This window comes from Pseudomonas sp. R1-18 (genome assembly GCF_051132095.1).
Taxonomy (GTDB): Bacteria; Pseudomonadota; Gammaproteobacteria; order Pseudomonadales; family Pseudomonadaceae; genus Aquipseudomonas.
This window is the reverse complement of the sequence record NZ_CP071658.1, coordinates 2,994,957-3,014,015: the sequence shown is the minus strand read 5'-3', so window position 1 is coordinate 3,014,015 and position 19,059 is coordinate 2,994,957. Positions and strand designations below refer to the sequence as shown.

Below are 19,059 nucleotides of genomic sequence, written 5' to 3'. Positions count from 1 at the left end.
TCACTCAGCTACAGGTTGCGACTGCCTTATTGGTCAACGGTCTGGTCGAATACGCCGCCGGTCTTGACCGGTGGTTTTTCGACCTTGATCTGGTTGAACGCCGAACGTGGCAGCGGGTTGCTGGTGGTGGTCGACAGTTCCTGGCGGAACGGATTGACCAGCTTGGCGTTCAGGCGAATATCCTGCGACGAAGCGCCCAGCGACAGGTTGAAGGTGTCGGCATCGACCACCCAGTTCTTGCTGGCGGTGTCGTAGTAGGCCAGCGAGCGGTCATTCAGCTCGATGGTCACGCGGCGCGTTTCACCCGGCTCCAGGAACACCTTCTTGTACCCCTTGAGTTCCTTGACAGGACGTTCGACTTTCGGGTTCTGCTGACCGACGTACAGCTGCGCCACTTCCGAACCGCCGACCTTGCCGGTGTTGGTCAGATCGAACGATACCTTGATCGGCGTGTTGCCCACGGCCACACCCGGCGTGACCGTGACGTTGCTGTAGCCGAAGGTGGTGTAGGACAGGCCATAACCGAACGGGTAGAGCGGCTTGATGCCTTTCTTCTCGTAACCGCGATAACCGACGAACAGGTCATCCTTGTAGCTCATTTCGGTCAACGAGTTATCGTTGGCGAATTTCGGGAAGGTCTCGTAGATCGGGTTGTCTTCGATGTTGCGTTCGATACTGATCGGCAGCTTGCCCGACGGGTTGACCTTGCCGAACAGGATCTCGGCCAGCGCCTGGCCGCCGTTCTGCCCAGGGTAGAACGCGTGCAGCGCAGCCGGAACCTGATCGATCCAGTCGCTCATCTTCAGGCCGGTACCGCCGAACATGGTCACGACCGTATTAGGGTTGACCTTCGAAATGCTCTGGATCAGCTCGTTCTGGAACTCGGGCAGATCGAAGCTGTGGTCAAAGCCTTCGCCTTCGTATTCGTTGCTGTTACCGACCGCGACCACCACTGCGTCGTACGCGGACAGATCCTGCGGGGCGCTCAGCGATGCCCAGCTCATCTGCACACCGACCAGGCCGCCCATGGTCGACAGGTAACCGGCGCGGCGCGAGTACTCAAGCTTCACGTCGTAGGATTTGCCGGCTTCCAGCTCGATCTTGGCGAACTCGGGGATGGTCGGCGGAATGCTGTTGCCCGGAATCGGGTTGCCGTCGCCGTTGTCGATGATCTTCTTGCCGTTGACCCACAGGCGAATCGCGCCGTCGGCACGCACCTTGAACACCTGCTCGCCGCTCTGGGACGGGGTGATCTTGCCGCTGTAGCGGATCGAGGTGGAAGAGGTGTCGCCGTTCAGGGAGCCGGCATTGGAGCCTTTGTCGGCATACGCATCGGAAGCCGAAATGTTGCTTTCGAATGGCAGGTCAGTGTCGTTGGCCCAATCCAGGTCGATGTGCTTCTCGGTGCGAGTGACAGCCGGATCGCCGGACCAGTTGGCGTTGCTGAAGTACTCGGCTTTCAGGCCCTGAACTTCATCGCCCTTGGTGTTGGTGCTGGTCCACGGCGTGGTGGTCGGGTCGAGCGACAGGCCGTCGATGAACTCGACCTTGGCGTTCGGCGCGATCTGTTGCAGGCCGCTCAGCTCGCTGATGTAGTGGCTGGCCATAACGTTGGCGCTGCCGAAACCGGTAGGCGGCGCGTACTTGGCGAGGTTGCCGACCACCGCGATTTTCTTGACCTTCTGCTTGTCCAGCGGCAGCAGATTGTTCTGGTTCTTGAGCAGCACGATGCCTTCGCGCGCGGCGTTCAGAGCGACCTTGTTGCTGGTCGAACTGTTCATGTTTTTGGTGTTGTGCGCGGTCAGCTCTCGCTGGGTGTCGAAGTTGTACAGGTAGATCAGCTTGAGGATGCGGCGGACCTTGTCGTCGATCGTCGCGGCGCTCAGCTCGCCGCTGTCAAGGTGCGGCTTGAGCACCGAGCTGTTCATCTGGTAACCCATCATGTCCAAGTCGGTACCGGCCTGCGCGGCGTTCAGACCGTGGACCACAGCGTTGTAGTCGCTCTGGACCATGCCCTTGTAACCCCATTCCTTGCGCAGAATCTGGGTCAGCAGGTGCTTGTTCTCGCAGGCGAACTCGCCGTTGATCTGCTGGAAGGCGCACATCACCATGGCGACGTTGCTGTTCTTGGACGCCGACTCGAAGGCGGGCAGCGACATCTCGCGCAGAACGCGTTCGCTCATGATCTGGTTGAGCTTGAAGCGGCTGCTTTCCTGATCGTTGGCCGCGAAATGCTTGGCGTTGGCCCAGACGCCACGGGACTGGATGCCGTTGATGACGCCCGGCGCCAGGCTGGCGCCCAGGAACGGGTCTTCACCGGAAAGGTATTCGAACGCACGACCGCCGTACGGCATGCGGTACAGCGCGACGCCGGGGCCGGTGATGAAATGGTAGCCGCCGCTGACGGTGTCGTAGCCCAGCGCGCGACCCAGGTCAATGGCCCGGCGCGGGTTCCAGGTGGCCGCCAGGTTCGGGCCGGACGGATACACCACGCCTTGGGCGTTGCCTTCGCTGGTGTAGCGCACGCCGATGCCGCCGTCGGCGCCGTGGATCTGGGGGATCCCGTAGTTGGAGAGGGGTTTTACATCCCAGCCGCCAGTGCCACCGATGTACGTCAGTTTTTCGTCCTGAGTCATCTTGTCCAGGATCTTCTGCGCGGCCTTCTCGGCGCGCGCTTCGCGAGCCTCAAGCGTCGAGGTATCGGCGGCGTGCACCTGCGAGACGGCCAGGGCCAGCAAGGCCAGGGCCGACTGCGCGCCGATCATTTTCCGTTTTTTCATAGTCTCTCCAACTAGGTTTCAACCAAGGGTTTCAAGTAAGGGTTCATGCGTCGAATCGGGCGGTAAACGCTGTCCGTTGCATGACTTTTCTTTGGGCAACAGTTACCCGTCTTCGCGAGTTCCAGTGTTTAAAAACCGGAGCGAACAGAAGTCTTTTATAAACTTTCCGTGTTGTATTAATTACGTTTTGATTATTGCCAGATGCCACCAAAAAGCCACTATGGAACGGCTTCTGGAATTTCAAAAGCGTTACAATTAAGTCTAAATTCCTGCGTAAATGTCAAACGAAAGGTTTTTTTTGCCAAATTCGGCATTTTTTCGTTACAGATCAGGAACTCTCGGTAAACCTACCGGTCTGTGGGTTTAAGTATTTTTCAGGGCTGTTCCGGTGTTCTTCATGGCGCGTGGATAGTTTGGGTCTAATTTTTATGTCAGGTCATTGAACAAGGCGCTTTGTCTTGGGAAGTGTCATGCCTTTGCGTTTCTTAATACGGAGTAATTGCTATGAAGTTGTCTCTTGTTGGTGCGGGCGTTGTGCTGGGTCTGGCGCTGGGTAATGTTGCAGTCGCTGATGAGTCGACGGACGTCGATGCCACTTCGGGCACCACTGATTCGACCTTGATGACCCAGACCAAGGACCCCAAAGCCGACTCGCGCAAGCAGGTCGAAACCGCCAAAGGTGGCCGTCCGCAGAACGGAACGCCGGAAAAGCAGTCAGAGTGACCGTTTGAAGCGCTGACCACAGCCTCCTTCTCCGAGGGAGCGCTGTGAACTTGTTCCTCCGTTGTATACAGATTTCCTCGCCCATGCAGTCAACCCCCGTCGACGCCACCCGAATACTGGTTCCTGAAGCAGGGCAGGTCTGCGCCTGGCTGATGCACAACGCCGGTCTCAAGACCCAGGATCTGGAGCGTGCGCAACGCTTGCAGCAGGAATCCGAAGGCAGCGATCTGCTCGGCCTGCTGACGCGTCTGGGCCTGGTGTCGGAATTCGAACTGGCACGCGCCTGGGCGGCATTGCTCCCGGCACCCTTGCTGATGGCCGACGCCGCGCCGCCGCTGCTGGATCCGCTGCCGCCGCTGACCGAACGCTTTATGCGCGAACATCAAGTCGTGCCGGTCGGCTGGAGCGATGAGGGCCTGCATGTGCTCAGCGCCCGCCCGGTGACGCTCTACCCATTCCAGGCCATCACTTACGCCTGTGAGGTGCCGGTCCGGGTGTCCGTCGGACCGCGTAACGAAGTGGATACCCTGATCGAGCGCTATTACGGTCAAGGCCGTTCGGCCATGGGCACGCTGATCGAGAACCTCGACGAGGATGGCGGCTCATCCGAAGACATTGAGCACCTCAAGGACCTGGCGTCCGAAGCGCCGGTCATCCGGCTGGTCAACCTGATTCTGCAACGTGCCGTCGAACAGCGCGCCTCGGACATTCACATCGAGCCTTTCGAAAGCCAGCTGAAGGTGCGCTACCGCATCGACGGCGTGCTGCATGAAGCCGAAGCGCCGCCGTCCAGTTCCTCGGCGGCGGTCATTTCCCGGGTCAAGATCATGGCCCGGCTCGACATCGCCGAACGACGTCTGCCGCAGGACGGCCGGATCATGCTGCGCATTCAGGGCAAGGAACTGGATCTGCGGGTTTCCACCGTGCCGACCAGTTTCGGCGAATCGGTGGTGATGCGTCTGCTGGATCGGCAGACCATCGACTTCGATTTTCCAAGCCTGGGTTTCGATGGCGAACGCCTGGAGCATTTCCTCGAAGTGCTGGAACGGCCCCACGGCATTCTGCTGGTCACCGGGCCCACCGGTTCAGGCAAGACCACCACCCTTTATACAGCGCTGTCGCGACTCAACACCGCCGAGCGCAAGATCATCACCGTCGAAGATCCGGTGGAATATCAGCTCGAAGGCATCAATCAGATTCAGGTCAAACCGGCCATCGGCCTGGACTTCGCCGGGGCGCTGCGTTCCATCGTCCGGCAAGACCCGGACGTGATCATGATCGGTGAGATGCGCGACCTGGAAACCTGCCGCATCGCGATTCAGTCCTCGCTGACCGGCCACCTGGTGCTTTCGACGCTGCACACCAACAGCGCGGCGGCCAGTATCACGCGCCTGCTGGACATGGGTGTCGAGAGTTACCTGATCGCCTCGACGGTCAACGGCATCCTCGCCCAGCGTCTGGTCCGGCGACTCGATCCGGCGACTCGCGAAGCATTCGAAGCGCCGCCCGAGCTGGTCGCCGAGCATGGCCTTGAACGCTTCACGGATGAGCGCCCGATTCGGTTGTACCGTCCACGCGCCGACGCGCCGGGCGGTGGCTATCGCGGGCGCAGCGCAATTACCGAATTGCTGGTCATGAATGAAGAACTGCGCAGCCTGCTGATGCGCCATGCCGATGCCGCCACTCTGGAAGAAGCGGCCCGACGCGGCGGCTTGCGCACCCTGCATGAAGAAGGCCTGCGCCAGGCGGTCGCCGGTGTGACGTCGCTCGAAGAAGTGCTGCGCGTGACCCGGAGCGAGGGCAATTGAGCCTGTTCAAGTACCGCGCGCTGGATGCTCAGGGAGCCGCGCAGAACGGCACCTTGGAAGCCCGAGATCAGGACGCCGCCGTCGCGGCCCTGCAAAAGCGCGGCCTGATGGTCTTGCAGATCGACAGTGCGGGCATCGGCGGGCTGCGCCGCGCGCTGGGCAGCGGTTTGCTCAATGGCGCGGCGCTGGTGAGTTTCACCCAGCAGCTGGCGACCTTGCTCGGTGCCGGCCAGCCGCTGGAGCGGTCGCTCGGCATCCTGCTCAAACAACCCGGCCAGCCGCAGACCCGCGCGCTGATCGAGCGCATTCGCGAGCAGGTCAAGGCCGGCAAGCCGTTGTCGGTGGCGCTGGAAGAAGAGGGCAGTCAGTTCTCGCCGCTGTACATCAGCATGGTCCGCGCCGGTGAAGCCGGTGGCGCGCTGGAAAGCACGCTGCGTCAGTTGAGCGATTATCTGGAGCGCAGCCAGCTGTTGCGCGGCGAGGTGATCAACGCGCTGATCTATCCGGCGTTTCTGGTGGTGGGCGTGCTCGGCTCGCTGGCCTTGCTGCTGGCGTATGTGGTGCCGCAGTTCGTGCCGATCTTCAAGGACCTCGGGGTGCCGATCCCGATGATCACCGAAGTGATTCTTGGCCTGGGCGAGTTTCTCGGCAAATACGGCCTGGCAGTGCTGGCCAGCGTGATCCTGCTGATCTGGGGCGTCGCGCTGGGCATGCGCGACCCGCAGCGCCGCGAGCGTCGGGATCGGCGCCTGTTGGGTGTCCGCATCATCGGCCCTCTGTTGCAGCGCATTGAAGCGGCGCGTCTGACCCGCACCCTGGGCACTTTGCTCAGCAACGGCGTGGCTTTGTTGCAGGCGCTGGTGATCGCCCGACAGGTCTGCACCAACCGCGCGCTGCAGGCGCAGGTCGAACAGGCCGCCGAATCGGTCAAGGGCGGCGGCACGCTGGCGAGTGCGTTCGGCGCGCAACCGCTGCTGCCCGACCTGGCTTTGCAAATGATCGAAGTCGGCGAACAGGCCGGCGAGCTGGACAGCATGCTGCTCAAGGTCGCGGACGTATTCGACGTCGAGGCCAAGCGCGGCATCGACCGCATGCTGGCCGCGCTGGTGCCGGCGCTGACCGTGGTCATGGCGGGCATGGTGGCAGTCATCATGCTGGCGATCATGCTGCCGTTGATGAGCCTGACCAGCAACATTTGAATTTTCCAACAAGGAATCGCAGTAATGACTTTTAGCCGTACACGCTTCAAACCCGCCCGCCGTCAGGGCGGTTTCACTCTGCTGGAGATGCTGGCGGTGATCGTGCTGCTGGGCATCGTTGCCACCATCGTCGTGCGCCAGGTCGGCGGTAACGTCGACAAGGGCAAATACGGCGCGGGCAAGGCGCAACTGGCGAGCCTGGGCATGAAGATCGAAAGTTACGCGCTGGACGTCGGTTCGCCGCCCAAGACCTTGCAGCAACTGGCCGAAAAACCGGGCAACGTGTCCGGCTGGAACGGCCCGTACGCCAAGCCTTCGGACCTCAAAGACCCGTTCGGCCATGCGTTTGGTTACCGCTTTCCCGGCCAGCACGGCAGTTTCGACCTGATCTTCTACGGCCAGGACGGCCAGCCTGGTGGCGAAGGTTACAGCGCCGACCTCGGCAACTGGGAATAAGCAGCGCAATGAAAGCACCTGCTGCTAGCCGCGGCTTCACCCTCATGGAAATGCTGGTGGTGCTGGTGTTGATGAGCATCGCCGTCGGGCTGGCGGGCTTTGCGCTGCGACAGGGCTTGAGTTCGGCCGGGGAACGCCGTGCCGTGGGCGACATGGTTGAAGCGCTGCGGGCGACCCGGGTGAAGGCCATCGTCACCGGCCAGACAGCCAGGACAGAATTTGACCTGCGCCGGCTGACCGTAAAGGCGCCGGGCAAGCGCGTACAGCATCTGCCCGAGCACCTGCGCGTCACGCTCAATACGGCCGCGGATCTGGGTGCATCGGTGGAGTTCTATCCCGACGGCGGTTCCAGCGGAGGCAACCTGCTGGTGGTCGGCGCCGACAAACGCTGGCGGATCGATATCGGCTGGCTGACCGGCAACGTTCAGGTGCGCAATCTTTGAAGCGCACCGCGCAGTCCGGCTTCACGTTGCTGGAAATGCTCGCCGCGCTCACCGTCATGGCGGTGTGCAGCGGCGTGCTGCTGGTGGCGTTCGCCCAGGGCGCGCGTTCGTTGCAGCAGGTTTCGCGCAGCGACCGGCTGAGCCATGCGGCCCGCACGATCATCGAGCAGGAAGGCGCGGGCCCTCTGGAAAACGGGACCCGGCAGGGCGTGCTGGCCGGCATCGACTGGAGCCTGGACGTCCGCCAGCTCCCCGGTCGCAACGGGCAGGCCCGGCTGTTCCGGCTGGATCTGCGGGTCAAGGAACACCAACGCGAAGCACGTTTCACCACGCTGAAGTTGCGCGGCGCTGTCACCGGTGCCGAATCGTGAGGCGCGGCCAGCGTGGTTTCACGCTGCTGGAAGTACTGCTGGTGATCAGCCTGCTCGGCATCCTGCTGGTGCTGGTCGCCGGAGCATTGCTGGGCGCCAATCGTGCGGTGCTCAAGGCCGAGCGCTACACCACGAGCCTGGACGAGAGCCGCGCGGCGCAGGCGTTTTTACGTGCCTCGATCAGCCAGGCGCTGCCACTGGATACCTCGCAGAACGACGACGCTTCACGCGGCTTTTTCGAGGGCTCGGCGCAGCGCTTGCAGTTCGTCGCCACGCTGCCCGGTGAACTGGGCGGCGGCATCCAGGTGCACACCGTCGAGTTGCACGGGCCGCAAGACGCACGTGTTCTGCAAGTGGCATTCGCCCAGGTGCAGACCGGGGCGAACGGGACGTCGCTCAAGCCGTGGGGCGAGCCGCAGGTGTTGCTGCACAACGTCGAGTCGTTGAGCTTCAGCTATCGCGGGTTCACCCCCAAGGGCAAGCCGACCGGCTGGCTGGACCACTGGCCCTGGCCGAACCGGTTGCCGGGCGCGGTGCGGATCGATCTGCGCGTCAAGGGCGCGGTGGATTGGGTGACGCAGGTGGTGGCCTTGCGGCTGGACCTGTCTGGCGGGGCGGGCGGCCAATGAATGTTTCTGCCCTCAACCAGCGCGGCGTTGCGCTGCTGGTGGTGCTCTGGGTGCTGGCTCTGCTGAGTCTGCTGCTCGGCGGGCTGGCCGGTTGGGTACAGCTGGAAAGCCGCCAGGCGCTGTGGCTGCGCCAGAACACCCAGGCGCTGCTGGCGGCGGAAGCGGGTGTGAACATGGCAGTGCAAGGCCTGCTGGACCCGGCGCAAAGCAAGCGCTGGGTCGCTGACGGTCGCGCCAGCGGACTGCGTCTGGACGACACGCAGCTGACGCTGAGTATCCGCAGTGAGCGCGGCAAGCTCGATCTCAACAGCGCGCCGGTTGCCGATCTGTTGCGGGTGCTTCAGGCCTGCGGCGCTGACAAACGCCAGGCCGATGTTGTGGCTCAGGCGCTGGCCGCGCAGCGCAACGACGGCGAATCGCCGTTGCGGGTGATCGAGGAAGCACGCGTGCTGCCCGGCATGACGCGCGCGTTGTACGCCCGCCTGCTGCCGGAAATTACCGTGTGGAGCGGGCTGGACCGGCCCGATCCGGCATTTGTCTCGGCGCTGTTGCGTCGGGCGTTGAATCTGCCCAACCAGAGCGCGGTCGGTGCCGACCCCGGCGAAGTATTGAGCATTGAGAGTCGCGCAGAACGACCGGGCGGCGTGGTCGCCCTGTTACAGACCACTGTTTTATTGAGCCCATCGGAGGGAGGCGCGCAACCGTATCGGGTGCTGCGCTGGCAAGAATGAAGTCAACCGTTTCCTCATCCGGCGCAACCCGGCTGACGCCGCTGTTCGCGCTACGCGACCGGGTCGTCCAGCAATGGCGCGGCAGCACGGCGCAGCGCGCCTGGCAATGGTGGCTGGCCGAGTTGCAGGCTTGCCTGCCGCGACGCATGCGCCAATGGCTGGTTCACGAAACCGTCGAGCAGGTCTACGCCTGGCCGTTGGCCGAGCCGATCACCATGCCGAACATCGACGCCCGCAAGATCCTGTCGCTGCCGTCGTCCCAAGTGCTGGTTCAGACGCTGCAACTGCCCGCGGCGGCGGCGCGTAACCTGTCCACCGTGGTCGGCTATGAGCTGGATCGCTTCACGCCTTTCGAGGCCAGCCAGTTGTATTTCGTGGCTCGTCAGGAAAGTCGTGGCGGCAGCTTCATCGAGGTCACGCTGGTCGCCATCGTGCGCGAGCGGCTGGATCGCATACTCGCCGACTGCGCCGCCCTCGGGCTGCGGCCCGATGCCGTGGACGTGGCCGTAGACACAGCGACCGGCGGGCAGCGCATGGGCATCGATCTGCTGCCGATGCCATCGCGCCCGCAGCAGGCGCGCTCGGGTCACCGGCTGCGGCGCGCACTGGTCTGGCTCTGCGGCGCGCTGCTGTTGAGCGCAATGCTGTTGTGGCTCAACGACCGTCAACGTCTGCTGGAAGAAATGCAGGCCGAAGTGCAGGCGCAACGGGCTCAGGTCAACGAAGTTCAGCAGCTGCGCCAGCAATTGACCAACACCCGGGGCGCTGCCAGCTACTTGCTGCGGCGCAAGGCCGAACAGCTGCCGCTGTCGGCATTGCTCAGCGAGCTGACCCGCTGCCTGCCGTCCGACACCTGGATCGAGCACCTCGAAATCAACAACGGCGCCGAGCTGGCGTTCTCCGGCCAGAGCGGCAAGGCCAGTGCCTTGATCGCCCGCGCCAAGGATTGTCATGGCCTCGACAACGCCCAGTTCCAGGGCGTGATCCAGCCCGACAGCAAAACCGGGAAGGACCAGTATTCCCTGCGCGCCCACCTGCATCAGGAGAACGTCGATGCGTCGTCCGCTGACTGACCGCGAGCGTCGGGGCGCAGCCCTGATCATTCTGGCGCTGGTGCTTTATCTGGCGTACTGGCTGTTGATCGACAGCTGGTTCGCCGGCCCGTTGCGCGAGATCAACGAACAGACCGGGCAACTGCGCGAACAGCAGCAGCGTTACGCCGCGCTGCTGCAGCAGGGCGACGCACTGCGCGAACAGCTGGAGCAGGCGCGCCGCGACCCGGCCAGCAGCACCAGCCTGTTGCCGGGCGAAGACCCCAGCGCCGTGGCCGCCGACCTGATGCAGCGCATCGCCGATCTGGTCAGCAGCCACGCCAGTCAGGGCGGCGGTTGCGAGCTGACCCAGCGCATGCCGATCACGCCCGAGCAGCAAGGCGCCGAGCCGTATCGGCAGGTCAAGGTCAGCCTGACCCTCAACTGCGCCATTGAGCCTTTGACCACCATCATGCATGCGCTGGAATATCAGCGGCCGTTCCTGTTTATCGAAGACATAAGCGTGCGCCGCGACGCCAATGCACCGGCAAGCGGCGGGGCTGGCAAGCTGGTGGCGCACCTGCTGGTGCGTGGCTATCTGCAACCGGCGCCTGTCGGGGAGGGCGAGCAATGATCCGCTCACTGCGCCCGCTCGACTGGACATTGCTGACGCTGGCCGCGCTGCTGGCGGCAGTTATCGGACTGCTGCTGGGCGGTGCGGTGCATTCGCCGGACTGGCTGCCGACACCCGCGCCACGTGACTCTGCGCTGCGTGCCGCGCCGGTTCACGAAGCGCCAATGACCAGCGTCGAGAGCCTGTCCAACACCTGGAAGACTCCGCTGTTCAGCACTGACCGAAGCCCGGACGCCGCGGTTCGCCAGGCAGGCGCTCAGGCCACCAGCCTGGCCGGCCTGACGCTCACCGGCGTGATCATCGACGGCTCGATGCGCGTGGCCTTGCTCAAACAGTCCGGCGGCACGGCGGTGAAAGTGAAGCAGGGCGATCGCCTGGCCAACGGCTGGACGCTGGAGCGGCTGGATCCGACGCAAGCCACGTTCAGCCTGGACGGGCGCAGCCAGGTGTTAAGCCTGCCCGCACCGCGTCTGCCGCCGCCGTCGACCACACCCCCGATTACCTTAACCAACGATTCGACCCTGTGATGGGTATCAGTTCTGGAGTTACGACCATCGCTACCTTGCGCACACCTTTGCTTTGCCTGGCCACCGCCGTCGCCCTCGGCGGCTGCGCGACCTCGCCCGATACGCTTGATCCCGACAACGGCATGCTGCAGGAAGCGCTCCAGGGAACAGGTTCACAACGCCTGCCGGTGGATCCGGCCAGCGAACAGTTGCCGGTCCAGCCTCAACCGCAGTCGGCCGCGGTGTCGCCGCAACGCCAGATCATCAAGGGCAATCAGCGTTTCATTCGCCCGCCGACTGCAACGCCTGCGGCGCGTGAGTCCGAGAGCGGCGACATCGTGTTCAACTTCACCAACCAGCCGATCCAGGCGGTGGTGAACAGCATCATGGGCGACCTGCTCAAGGAGAACTACAGCATCGCCCAGGGCGTGAAGGGTGACGTGAGTTTCTCGACCTCCAAACCGGTCAACAAGCAACAGGCGTTGTCGATTCTCGAAACCCTGCTGTCCTGGACCGACAACGCGATGATCCGCCAGGGCAACCGCTACGTGATCCTGCCGGCCAATCAGGCGGTCGCTGGCAAGCTGGTACCGGAAATGCGCGTGGCTCAGCCGGCTGCCGGCATGTCGGCGCGGTTGTTCCCGCTGCGCTACATTTCGGCCACGGAAATGCAGAAGCTGCTCAAGCCGTTTGCCCGCGAGAACGCCTTTCTGCTGGTCGACCCTGCGCGCAACGTGCTGAGCCTGGCCGGGACCCCGGATGAACTGGCGAACTATCAGGACACCATCGACACCTTCGACGTGGACTGGCTCAAGGGCATGTCGGTCGGTGTGTTTGGTCTGCAGCGAGCATCGGTGGGCGAACTGATGCCTGAACTGCAGAAGATGTTCGGCCCGGACAGCGGCATGCCATTGGCGGGCATGGTGCGGTTCCTGCCGATCGAACGCACCAACTCAGTGGTGGCGATTTCCTCGCAGCCCGAGTACTTGCATGAAGTGGGCGAATGGATTCACACCATCGACGAAGGCGGCGGCAACGAGCCGCAGATGTACGTTTATGACGTGCGCAACATGAAAGCAACCGATCTGGCGCGGTATCTGCGACAGATCTACGGCACCGGCCAGATCAAGGAAGAGGCGGCGGCCAAGGTCGCGCCGGGCCTGCGCACCACCACGCTGTCGTCGCTCAATTCGTCCGGCGGTATGACTGGCAGCTCCGGCATGAATGGCAGCACGGGCCTGGGCGGCAACAGCGTCTTTGGCAACAGTCAAGGCATGAACAACCAGAGCAGCGACGACAGCGAAGCCGAAAGCGAAGAGTCGGTCAGCAGCGAAACCGACGTCGAAAGCGGGCAGGGCGGCGGCAAGTCGCTGGACGCGAGTACACGCATCACGGCGCAGAAGAGCAGCAACCAGTTGCTGGTGCGCACGCGTCCGGCCCAGTGGAAGGAGATCGAATCGGCCATCAAGCGTCTGGACAATCCGCCGCTGCAAGTGCAGATCGAGACGCGGATTCTGGAAGTCAAACTTACCGGCGAGCTGGACCTCGGCGTGCAGTGGTATCTCGGTCGTCTGGCCGGTAACTCGTCGAGCACCACGGTGGCCAACGCGGCCGGCAGCCAGGGCGCGTTGGGCGGTGGCGGCGCGGGGCTCGGCGCAACCGATTCGCTGTTCTACTCGTTTGTCAGCAGCAATCTGCAAGTCGCGCTGCACGCGCTGGAAACCAACGGCCGCACCCAGGTGCTGTCGGCTCCGTCGCTCGTGGTGATGAACAACCAGCAGGCGCAGATCCAGGTCGGCGACAACATCCCGATCAGCCAGACCACGGTCAACACCAGTCTTTCGGATACCACGCTGAGCAGTGTCGAGTATGTGCAGACGGGTGTGATTCTCGACGTGGTGCCGCGCATCAATCCGGGCGGTCTGGTGTACATGGATATCCAGCAACAGGTCAGCGACGCGGACAGCAGTGGGACCACCGATACCAACGGCAACCCGCGCATTTCCACCCGTTCGGTTTCCACTCAGGTTGCGGCACAGAGCGGCCAGACGGTGTTGCTCGGCGGGTTGATCAAGCAGGACAACTCCGAATCGGTCAGCGCCGTGCCTTACCTTGGGCGCGTTCCGGGTCTGCGGTGGCTGTTCGGTAACACCAGCCGGTCGAAGGATCGCACCGAACTGATTGTGCTGATCACTCCACGCGTCATCACCAGCGGCAGCCAGGCCCGACAGGTAACCGACGACTACCGCCAGCAGATGCAACTGCTCAGACCGGAAGTCTCGCGCGTCAATCTGAAAGATTGACGGGGTATGTTAGGGTCTGTAGCCAGCTTGTGGAGGCAGCAGCTTGTTTGCTGCCGCTGCGCGCCCCTCGCCAGCAAGCTGGCTCCCACAAAGATTGAGGCAACGCGGTCAGCGTGGGAGCCAGCTTGCTGGCGAGGGGCGCACATGCAGTCTGAATACCTGCCACAGTCCACCACATTTTCAACTGGAGATCATCGCCACATGCTCAAGCTATTCCCCGCCTTGCTACTGGCCTGTTCCAGTCTTGCCCATGCAGCAGATGTCCTGCAGACCGACCTGACCCTGAACTATCTGGAGCAGGTTCAGACCGACGCCCCGGACCAGCCGCTGGTGATCTTCATCCACGGCTATGGCAGTAACGAACAGGATCTGTTCGGCCTCAAGGATCGTCTGCCGCAGACGTACAACTACTTGTCGGTGCGCGCGCCGGTGCAGTTGCCGGAAGGCGGCTACAAATGGTTTACCCAGAAGCAGGGCGTCCCGGATTACGACGGCGTGACCGAGGATCTCAAGAGCAGCGGCGAACGGCTGACAACCTTCATTCGCCAGGCCACGCAGAAATATCGGACCCAGCCCGGCAAGGTGTATCTGGTGGGGTTTAGTCAGGGCGCGATGATGAGCTACGAAGTGGCGCTGCGAGATCCGGCGCTGGTCGGCGGTTTTGCCGCGCTGAGCGGGCGCTTGCTGCCAGTGCTCGAATCGCACCTCAAGCGCGATTCGCGGCTGGCATCGCTGAAGGTGTTCATCGGCCATGGCGCCGAAGACCCACTGGTGGCCTACAGCGGAGCGCCCCACGCCGAAGCCACGTTGAAAACGCTGGGGGCGCAGCCCGAGTTTCATGGCTATGAAGGCGTGGCCCATTCGATCAGCGCCGCTGAAGTGGCGGACATGGCCCGATGGCTGGAGCGCTCGCTGGCCAGCCAGTGAATCCAGCAAGCCGTAAAACAAAATGGCCGCGTCGGAAAGACGCGGCCATTTGTTTCACTCGCCGAGGATCAGCGTTTCACGCGCTAGCGCGCAGCCCCGCCGAATCCTTGAGAAAGGCCAGCAACGCAATCAGCGGCAGCGCTGTGCCAGTGATCACCACCCACATCCAGCCGCCCTGGTCGAACAGCAGACTGGCGATCGATGAACCGATTGCGCCACCGATGAAGATGCTCGTCATGTACAGCGCATTGAGGCGGCTGCGGCTGGCGGCGTCGAGGGCGTAGACCGTGCGCTGGCCCAGCACCATGTTCATCTGCACGCAGAAATCCAGCACCACACCGGTCACCATCAAACCAATAACGCTGTACGCCGGGTGAATCAGCGCGGGAAGAAAACTCAGTGCGCCGAACACCAGCGCGCCGAGCGTAGCGATCCGGGTATGCCCGGCGTCGGCGAGGCGGCCGCTGAGCGGCGCGGCGAAGGCACCGATGGCACCTACCAGCGCAAACAGCGCGATCTGGGTTTGCGACAGGCCATGGTTGCGCGACAGCTCCAGCGGCACGGCGGTCCAGAACAGGCTGAAGGTGGCGAACATGCATGCCTGATAGAACGCGCGCTGACGCAGTACCGGCTGGCGGCGCAGCAGGGTCCACAGCGAAAACAGCAACTGGCCGTAGGTCGCACGGTGATCCGGGACGCGTCTGGGAACGGTCGTGGCCAACACGACACTGATGCCCAGCATGACCACGGCCGCCGAGCCGAACACAGCACGCCAGCCGAAGTGGTCGGCCACCAGGCTGGAAATCGGCCGCGCCAGCAATATGCCCAGCAACAGGCCGCCCATGATGCTGCCAACCACACGGCCCCGGGTTTCTTCGGGCGCCAGGTGCGCGGCGAGCGGAATCAGCATCTGCACCGAAACCGAACTGAAGCCGACCAACAATGACACCACGAGAAACAGGTTCGGCTGCTGGGCGAACGCCGCGCCCAACAGGCTGAGCACGGCAACGCCCGTGGTCAGCAGCATCAGACGCCGGTTCTCCAGTAAGTCGCCCAGCGGCACCAGGAAAAACAGGCCCAGCGCGTAGCCGATCTGGGTCAGCGAAACGATCAGGCTTGCCGCGCCATTGGACAGACCGATATCCGGAGCGATCAGCTCGATGATCGGCTGAGCGTAATAGATGTTGGCGACGATGGCTCCGCAGCAGAAGGCGAACAGCATCACCAGCCCGCGGGTCATGGCGTGGGCGCTGGGCTGCGCGACGGTCGAGGTTGTCGAGGTGGGCATGGTTACTCGCTCGGGAAGGAGGTGGGACCGGTGCGCGGCGTATCTGGCCGCACATCAGGATGGGAAGGGAACAGGCTAACGGTTTGGCGCAGGACCCAGTACGTCCGTCGAGATGATACAAGATATTTCTCAAATCGATGGATGGACTCCCGTCGTGCCGCGCGTCGGAGCACCACGTTTAAGGTGTGGTGCATGCCCGGCTACGCTTGACGAGGATTTGTAACGCGACAATACTCCGCCTCACATTCATATAGATGACTGGATGACTACAACAATGAACAGACTCTCCAGCGACGAACGTTTGCCCCTCTATCAACGCCTGCGTGACCAGCTCGCCGAGCAGATTGCCAACAACCGCTGGCGACCGGGCGAAGCCATTCCCACCGAAGCCGCGCTGTCCGCCGAGTACTGCCTGTCCACCGGCACGGTGCGCAAGGCCATCGACATGCTGGTCAACGACAACATTCTGGAGCGCCAGCAGGGCCGCGGAACCTTCATCCGTCGCCCGCAATTCCAGTCTTCGCTGTTTCGTTTCTTCCGCTTTCAGACGGTCGCCGGCGAGCGCCAGGTACCCGAGAGCCGGGTACTGAGCATCGAGCCGGTGACCGCGCCGTCGGCCGTGAGCCAGGCATTGGGGCTGGTGGCGGACGCGCCGGTGATCCGCATGGTGCGTTTGCGCCTGCTGGACGGGCAGCCGGTGCTGGCCGAGGAAATCTGGCTGCCACGCATTCAGTTCCAGGGCTTGCTGGACATCGACATCAATGCGCGAGGGCCGCTGCTGTACCCGATCTATGAGGATCTCTGCGGCCAGGTCGTCGCCTATGCCGAGGAAAGCCTCACCGCCGAAGCGGTCAGCGACGTTCACGCCCGACTGCTGCAGGTTCCCGTCGGCAGTCCGGTGGTGGTGATCGAGCGTCTGGCCCGCAATTACGCCGGGGCGCCGCTGGAGTGGCGACGCTCGCGCGGCCATGCCAGCCATTTCCGCTACAGCGTCGAAATTCGCTGACGGGCCCTCCAACGTTTTCTCCAATAAGGATAAGAAGCATGTTCAGTTGGTATCGCGAAATCACTTCCAAAGAACGCAAGACGTTCTGGGCCTGTTTCGGCGGCTGGTCCCTCGACGCCCTGGAAGTACAGATGTTCGGCCTGGCGATCCCGGCCCTGATTGCCGCGTTCGCCCTGACCAAGGGCGACGCGGGCCTGATCAGCGGCGTGACGCTGGTGACCTCCGCGCTCGGTGGCTGGGTCGGCGGCACGCTGTCCGACCGCTACGGCCGGGTGCGCACTCTGCAATTGATGATCCTGTGGTTCTCCTTCTTCACCTTCCTGTCGGCCTTCGTCACCGGCTTCAATCAGTTGCTGATCGTCAAGGCGCTGCAAGGCTTCGGCATCGGCGGTGAGTGGGCCGCGGGCGCGGTGCTGATGGCCGAGACCATCCAGGCGAAATATCGCGGCAAGGTTATGGGCACGGTGCAAAGCGCCTGGGCCGTGGGCTGGGGACTGGCGGTTGTGCTGTTCACGCTGATCTATTCCTTCGTGCCGCAGGACATGGCCTGGCGGGTCATGTTCTTCGTCGGCCTGCTGCCGGCGTTGATGATCATCTGGGTACGCCGCAACGTCGAGGAGCCTGAAAGCTTCCAGCGCATGCAGAAGGAAAAGGGCCGGGAAGGCAGTTTCTTCAAGTCCATGGCCGGCATCTTCCGTCCTGAACTGCTGCGGGTGACGCTGCTCGGCGGCCTGCTGGGGCTGGGTGCCCACGGTGGCTACCACGCCGTGATGACCTGGCTGCCGACCTTTCTGAAAACCGAGCGCAATCTTTCCGTGCTCAGCTCCGGTGGCTACCTGGCGGTGATCATCTTCGCCTTCTGGTGCGGCTGCGTGACGAGCGGCATGCTCATCGACCGCATCGGTCGTCGCAAGAACATCATGCTGTTCGCGCTGTGCTGCGTGATCACCGTGCAGTGCTACCTGATGCTGCCGCTGACCAACACCCAGATGCTGTTCCTCGGTTTCCCGCTGGGCTTTTTCGCGGCAGGTATTCCGGCCAGCCTGGGCTCGTTCTTCAACGAGCTGTACCCGGCGGACGTACGTGGCGCAGGAGTGGGCTTTTGCTACAACTTCGGCCGGGTACTGTCGGCGGTGTTCCCGTTTCTGGTCGGCCACATGAGTGAGTCGATGTCTCTGGGCGCCGCCATAGGCATCGATGCCGGCATCGCGTACGGCGTGGCAATGGTCGCCGCCTTCTGCCTGCCGGAAACCCGCGGTCGCAACCTGCAAGCGGCCAGCGCGCCGGACTCCACCGAAAAATCCGCTCCCCAGCAAGCCTGATGGTTCCCACCCTGCGCGGTGCGCCTGCACCGCGCTTACTTCAAAGATGAGTTTCATGACTGACGCCTGTCCCACGCCCATGCCTGGCATTGATGCCCATGCTCATGTGTTTACCCGCGATTTGAGCCTTACGTCAGGACGACGTTATACCCCCGATTACGACGCGACCCTGCAAGACTACCTGGCGCATCTGGATGCTCACGGTCTGAGCCACGGCGTCTTGGTGCAGCCGAGCTTTCTGGGCACCGACAATCACTATCTGCTCGATGCGCTGGCGCAAGCGCCAGAACGCCTGCGCGGCGTGGTGGTAGTCGAGCCGGAAATCGAGGCCGCCCGGTTGCAGGCCATGGCCGGGCAGGGCGTGGTTGGCATCCGCCTGAACCTGATGGGCAAGCCTCTGCCGGACTTCACTGAGGCGCGCTGGGCACCGCTGTTCAGCCAGGTCGCCGCGCTGGGCTGGCATGTCGAACTGCATCGCCACGTCGAAGACCTGCCGTCTCTGATCCGTGCCTTGCTGCCGTTCGGTTGCAGGATCGTGGTCGACCATTTCGGTCGCCCCGACGCGCGCCTCGGCGTTGATGACCCTGCTTTCCAGGCATTGCTGGAACTGGGCGAGACCGGCCAGGTTTGGATCAAGGTGTCGGCTATCTACCGCCTTGGTGGCAGCAGTGAACAGAATGCGGCCTTCGCCAGCGCCGCGCTGCCGCTGTTGATTCAGAACTTCGGCGCGCAGCGCCTGGTCTGGGGCAGCGACTGGCCGCACACCCAGCACGAGCAGCACGTCAGCTATGCCTCGGTGGTCGAGCAGCTGCGTCAGCTCGATTGCCCGGACCCGATCAGGCGCAGCCTGTTGGTGGATGCGCCGCGGGCGCTGTTCGGCTTTCCGTCCACCGCGGACTGAC

18 protein-coding genes are annotated in these 19,059 nt (G+C 63.3%); 16 read left to right on the top strand and 2 right to left on the bottom strand.

Annotation, left to right across the window (positions count from 1 at the left end; all coding sequences use genetic code 11):
* Nucleotides 1-26: 26 nt before the first annotated feature.
* Nucleotides 27-2,780, bottom strand: a complete 2,754-nt coding sequence (locus tag J3P77_RS13840) for a glycoside hydrolase family 3 protein (RefSeq protein ID WP_434677184.1) — start codon at nt 2,778-2,780, stop codon at nt 27-29.
* Between the two features lie 504 nt (nt 2,781-3,284).
* On the opposite strand from J3P77_RS13840, the gene J3P77_RS13835 reads away from it, so the two are divergent.
* The 13 genes from J3P77_RS13835 to J3P77_RS13775 all read left to right on the top strand — a co-directional run bounded on the left by J3P77_RS13835 (nt 3,285) and on the right by J3P77_RS13775 (nt 14,541).
* The gene (locus tag J3P77_RS13835) at nt 3,285-3,503 is read left to right on the top strand and encodes a hypothetical protein (protein ID WP_434677183.1); all 219 of its coding nucleotides are present in this window, start codon (nt 3,285-3,287) and stop codon (nt 3,501-3,503) included.
* Nucleotides 3,504-3,586: 83 nt separating this feature from the next.
* Nucleotides 3,587-5,311 (top strand): type II secretion system ATPase GspE, encoded by a 1,725-nt coding sequence (gene gspE / locus J3P77_RS13830; protein ID WP_434677182.1) that lies wholly within the window; start codon nt 3,587-3,589, stop codon nt 5,309-5,311.
* Entirely contained in the window at nt 5,308-6,510 is a 1,203-nt protein-coding gene (gene gspF / locus J3P77_RS13825; protein ID WP_434677181.1) for a type II secretion system inner membrane protein GspF, read from the top strand. Before gspE ends, gspF begins: the two co-directional genes overlap by 4 nt.
* Nucleotides 6,511-6,534: 24 nt before the next feature.
* Nucleotides 6,535-6,966, top strand: coding sequence for a type II secretion system major pseudopilin GspG (gspG, locus tag J3P77_RS13820; protein ID WP_434677180.1), 432 nt, complete (start codon nt 6,535-6,537; stop codon nt 6,964-6,966).
* A 44-nt stretch (nt 6,967-7,010) separates the two neighbouring features.
* On the top strand, nt 7,011-7,409 hold the full coding sequence (locus J3P77_RS13815) for a pilus assembly FimT family protein (protein WP_434682016.1): 399 nt from the start codon (nt 7,011-7,013) through the stop codon (nt 7,407-7,409).
* Between the two features lie 35 nt (nt 7,410-7,444).
* Nucleotides 7,445-7,780, top strand: a complete 336-nt coding sequence (locus J3P77_RS13810) for a hypothetical protein (protein WP_434682015.1) — start codon at nt 7,445-7,447, stop codon at nt 7,778-7,780.
* A complete protein-coding gene (locus J3P77_RS13805) occupies nt 7,777-8,409 on the top strand; it encodes a prepilin-type N-terminal cleavage/methylation domain-containing protein (protein WP_434677179.1) in 633 nt (210 codons plus the stop codon). The genes J3P77_RS13810 and J3P77_RS13805 overlap by 4 nt, the downstream gene beginning before the upstream one ends.
* Nucleotides 8,406-9,140 carry a type II secretion system minor pseudopilin GspK gene (locus tag J3P77_RS13800; RefSeq protein WP_434677178.1) on the top strand — a complete coding sequence of 245 codons (735 nt, stop codon included), beginning with the start codon at nt 8,406-8,408 and terminating at the stop codon, nt 9,138-9,140. Before J3P77_RS13805 ends, J3P77_RS13800 begins: the two co-directional genes overlap by 4 nt.
* On the top strand, nt 9,137-10,213 hold the full coding sequence (locus J3P77_RS13795) for a type II secretion system protein GspL (RefSeq protein WP_434677177.1): 1,077 nt from the start codon (nt 9,137-9,139) through the stop codon (nt 10,211-10,213). The genes J3P77_RS13800 and J3P77_RS13795 overlap by 4 nt, the downstream gene beginning before the upstream one ends.
* Nucleotides 10,194-10,805, top strand: a complete 612-nt coding sequence (gene gspM, locus J3P77_RS13790; RefSeq protein ID WP_434677176.1) for a type II secretion system protein GspM — start codon at nt 10,194-10,196, stop codon at nt 10,803-10,805. The genes J3P77_RS13795 and gspM overlap by 20 nt, the downstream gene beginning before the upstream one ends.
* A complete protein-coding gene (locus J3P77_RS13785) occupies nt 10,802-11,332 on the top strand; it encodes a hypothetical protein (protein ID WP_434677175.1) in 531 nt (176 codons plus the stop codon). Before gspM ends, J3P77_RS13785 begins: the two co-directional genes overlap by 4 nt.
* Complete coding sequence (gene gspD / locus J3P77_RS13780) at nt 11,332-13,614, top strand: type II secretion system secretin GspD (protein ID WP_434677174.1); 2,283 nt, start codon at nt 11,332-11,334, stop codon at nt 13,612-13,614. The genes J3P77_RS13785 and gspD overlap by 1 nt, the downstream gene beginning before the upstream one ends.
* Before the next feature lie 201 nt (nt 13,615-13,815).
* On the top strand, nt 13,816-14,541 hold the full coding sequence (locus J3P77_RS13775; RefSeq protein WP_434677173.1) for an alpha/beta hydrolase: 726 nt from the start codon (nt 13,816-13,818) through the stop codon (nt 14,539-14,541).
* A 76-nt stretch (nt 14,542-14,617) separates the two neighbouring features.
* Here J3P77_RS13775 and J3P77_RS13770 read toward each other — a convergent pair whose 3' ends face one another.
* Nucleotides 14,618-15,781 carry an MFS transporter gene (locus J3P77_RS13770; RefSeq protein WP_434682013.1) on the bottom strand — a complete coding sequence of 388 codons (1,164 nt, stop codon included), beginning with the start codon at nt 15,779-15,781 and terminating at the stop codon, nt 14,618-14,620.
* A 322-nt stretch (nt 15,782-16,103) separates the two neighbouring features.
* On the opposite strand from J3P77_RS13770, the gene J3P77_RS13765 reads away from it, so the two are divergent.
* From J3P77_RS13765 to J3P77_RS13755, 3 genes are read left to right on the top strand one after another with little or no spacing between them, the layout of a single operon-like run.
* Nucleotides 16,104-16,835 carry a GntR family transcriptional regulator gene (locus tag J3P77_RS13765; RefSeq protein ID WP_434677172.1) on the top strand — a complete coding sequence of 244 codons (732 nt, stop codon included), beginning with the start codon at nt 16,104-16,106 and terminating at the stop codon, nt 16,833-16,835.
* 38 nt (nt 16,836-16,873) lie between these two features.
* A complete protein-coding gene (locus J3P77_RS13760; protein ID WP_434677171.1) occupies nt 16,874-18,157 on the top strand; it encodes an MFS transporter in 1,284 nt (427 codons plus the stop codon).
* A 55-nt stretch (nt 18,158-18,212) separates the two neighbouring features.
* Nucleotides 18,213-19,058, top strand: a complete 846-nt coding sequence (locus tag J3P77_RS13755; RefSeq protein WP_434677170.1) for an amidohydrolase family protein — start codon at nt 18,213-18,215, stop codon at nt 19,056-19,058.
* The last annotated feature ends 1 nt before the right edge of the window (nt 19,059 follow it).

Excerpts from the sequence above, each read along its gene's own strand:
- J3P77_RS13840 (WP_434677184.1), bottom strand. The coding sequence starts at position 2,780 with ATGAAAAAACGGAAAATGATCGGCGCGCAGTCGGCCCTGGCCTTGCTG.
- J3P77_RS13835 (WP_434677183.1), top strand. The coding sequence starts at position 3,285 with ATGAAGTTGTCTCTTGTTGGTGCGGGCGTTGTGCTGGGTCTGGCGCTG.
- gspE (WP_434677182.1), top strand. The coding sequence starts at position 3,587 with ATGCAGTCAACCCCCGTCGACGCCACCCGAATACTGGTTCCTGAAGCA.
- gspG (WP_434677180.1), top strand. The coding sequence starts at position 6,535 with ATGACTTTTAGCCGTACACGCTTCAAACCCGCCCGCCGTCAGGGCGGT.
- J3P77_RS13815 (WP_434682016.1), top strand. The coding sequence starts at position 7,011 with ATGGAAATGCTGGTGGTGCTGGTGTTGATGAGCATCGCCGTCGGGCTG.
- J3P77_RS13810 (WP_434682015.1), top strand. The coding sequence starts at position 7,445 with ATGCTCGCCGCGCTCACCGTCATGGCGGTGTGCAGCGGCGTGCTGCTG.
- J3P77_RS13800 (WP_434677178.1), top strand. The coding sequence starts at position 8,406 with ATGAATGTTTCTGCCCTCAACCAGCGCGGCGTTGCGCTGCTGGTGGTG.
- J3P77_RS13795 (WP_434677177.1), top strand. The coding sequence starts at position 9,137 with ATGAAGTCAACCGTTTCCTCATCCGGCGCAACCCGGCTGACGCCGCTG.
- gspM (WP_434677176.1), top strand. The coding sequence starts at position 10,194 with ATGCGTCGTCCGCTGACTGACCGCGAGCGTCGGGGCGCAGCCCTGATC.
- J3P77_RS13785 (WP_434677175.1), top strand. The coding sequence starts at position 10,802 with ATGATCCGCTCACTGCGCCCGCTCGACTGGACATTGCTGACGCTGGCC.
- gspD (WP_434677174.1), top strand. The coding sequence starts at position 11,332 with ATGGGTATCAGTTCTGGAGTTACGACCATCGCTACCTTGCGCACACCT.
- J3P77_RS13775 (WP_434677173.1), top strand. The coding sequence starts at position 13,816 with ATGCTCAAGCTATTCCCCGCCTTGCTACTGGCCTGTTCCAGTCTTGCC.
- J3P77_RS13770 (WP_434682013.1), bottom strand. The coding sequence starts at position 15,781 with ATGACCCGCGGGCTGGTGATGCTGTTCGCCTTCTGCTGCGGAGCCATC.
- J3P77_RS13765 (WP_434677172.1), top strand. The coding sequence starts at position 16,104 with ATGAACAGACTCTCCAGCGACGAACGTTTGCCCCTCTATCAACGCCTG.
- J3P77_RS13760 (WP_434677171.1), top strand. The coding sequence starts at position 16,874 with ATGTTCAGTTGGTATCGCGAAATCACTTCCAAAGAACGCAAGACGTTC.
- J3P77_RS13755 (WP_434677170.1), top strand. The coding sequence starts at position 18,213 with ATGACTGACGCCTGTCCCACGCCCATGCCTGGCATTGATGCCCATGCT.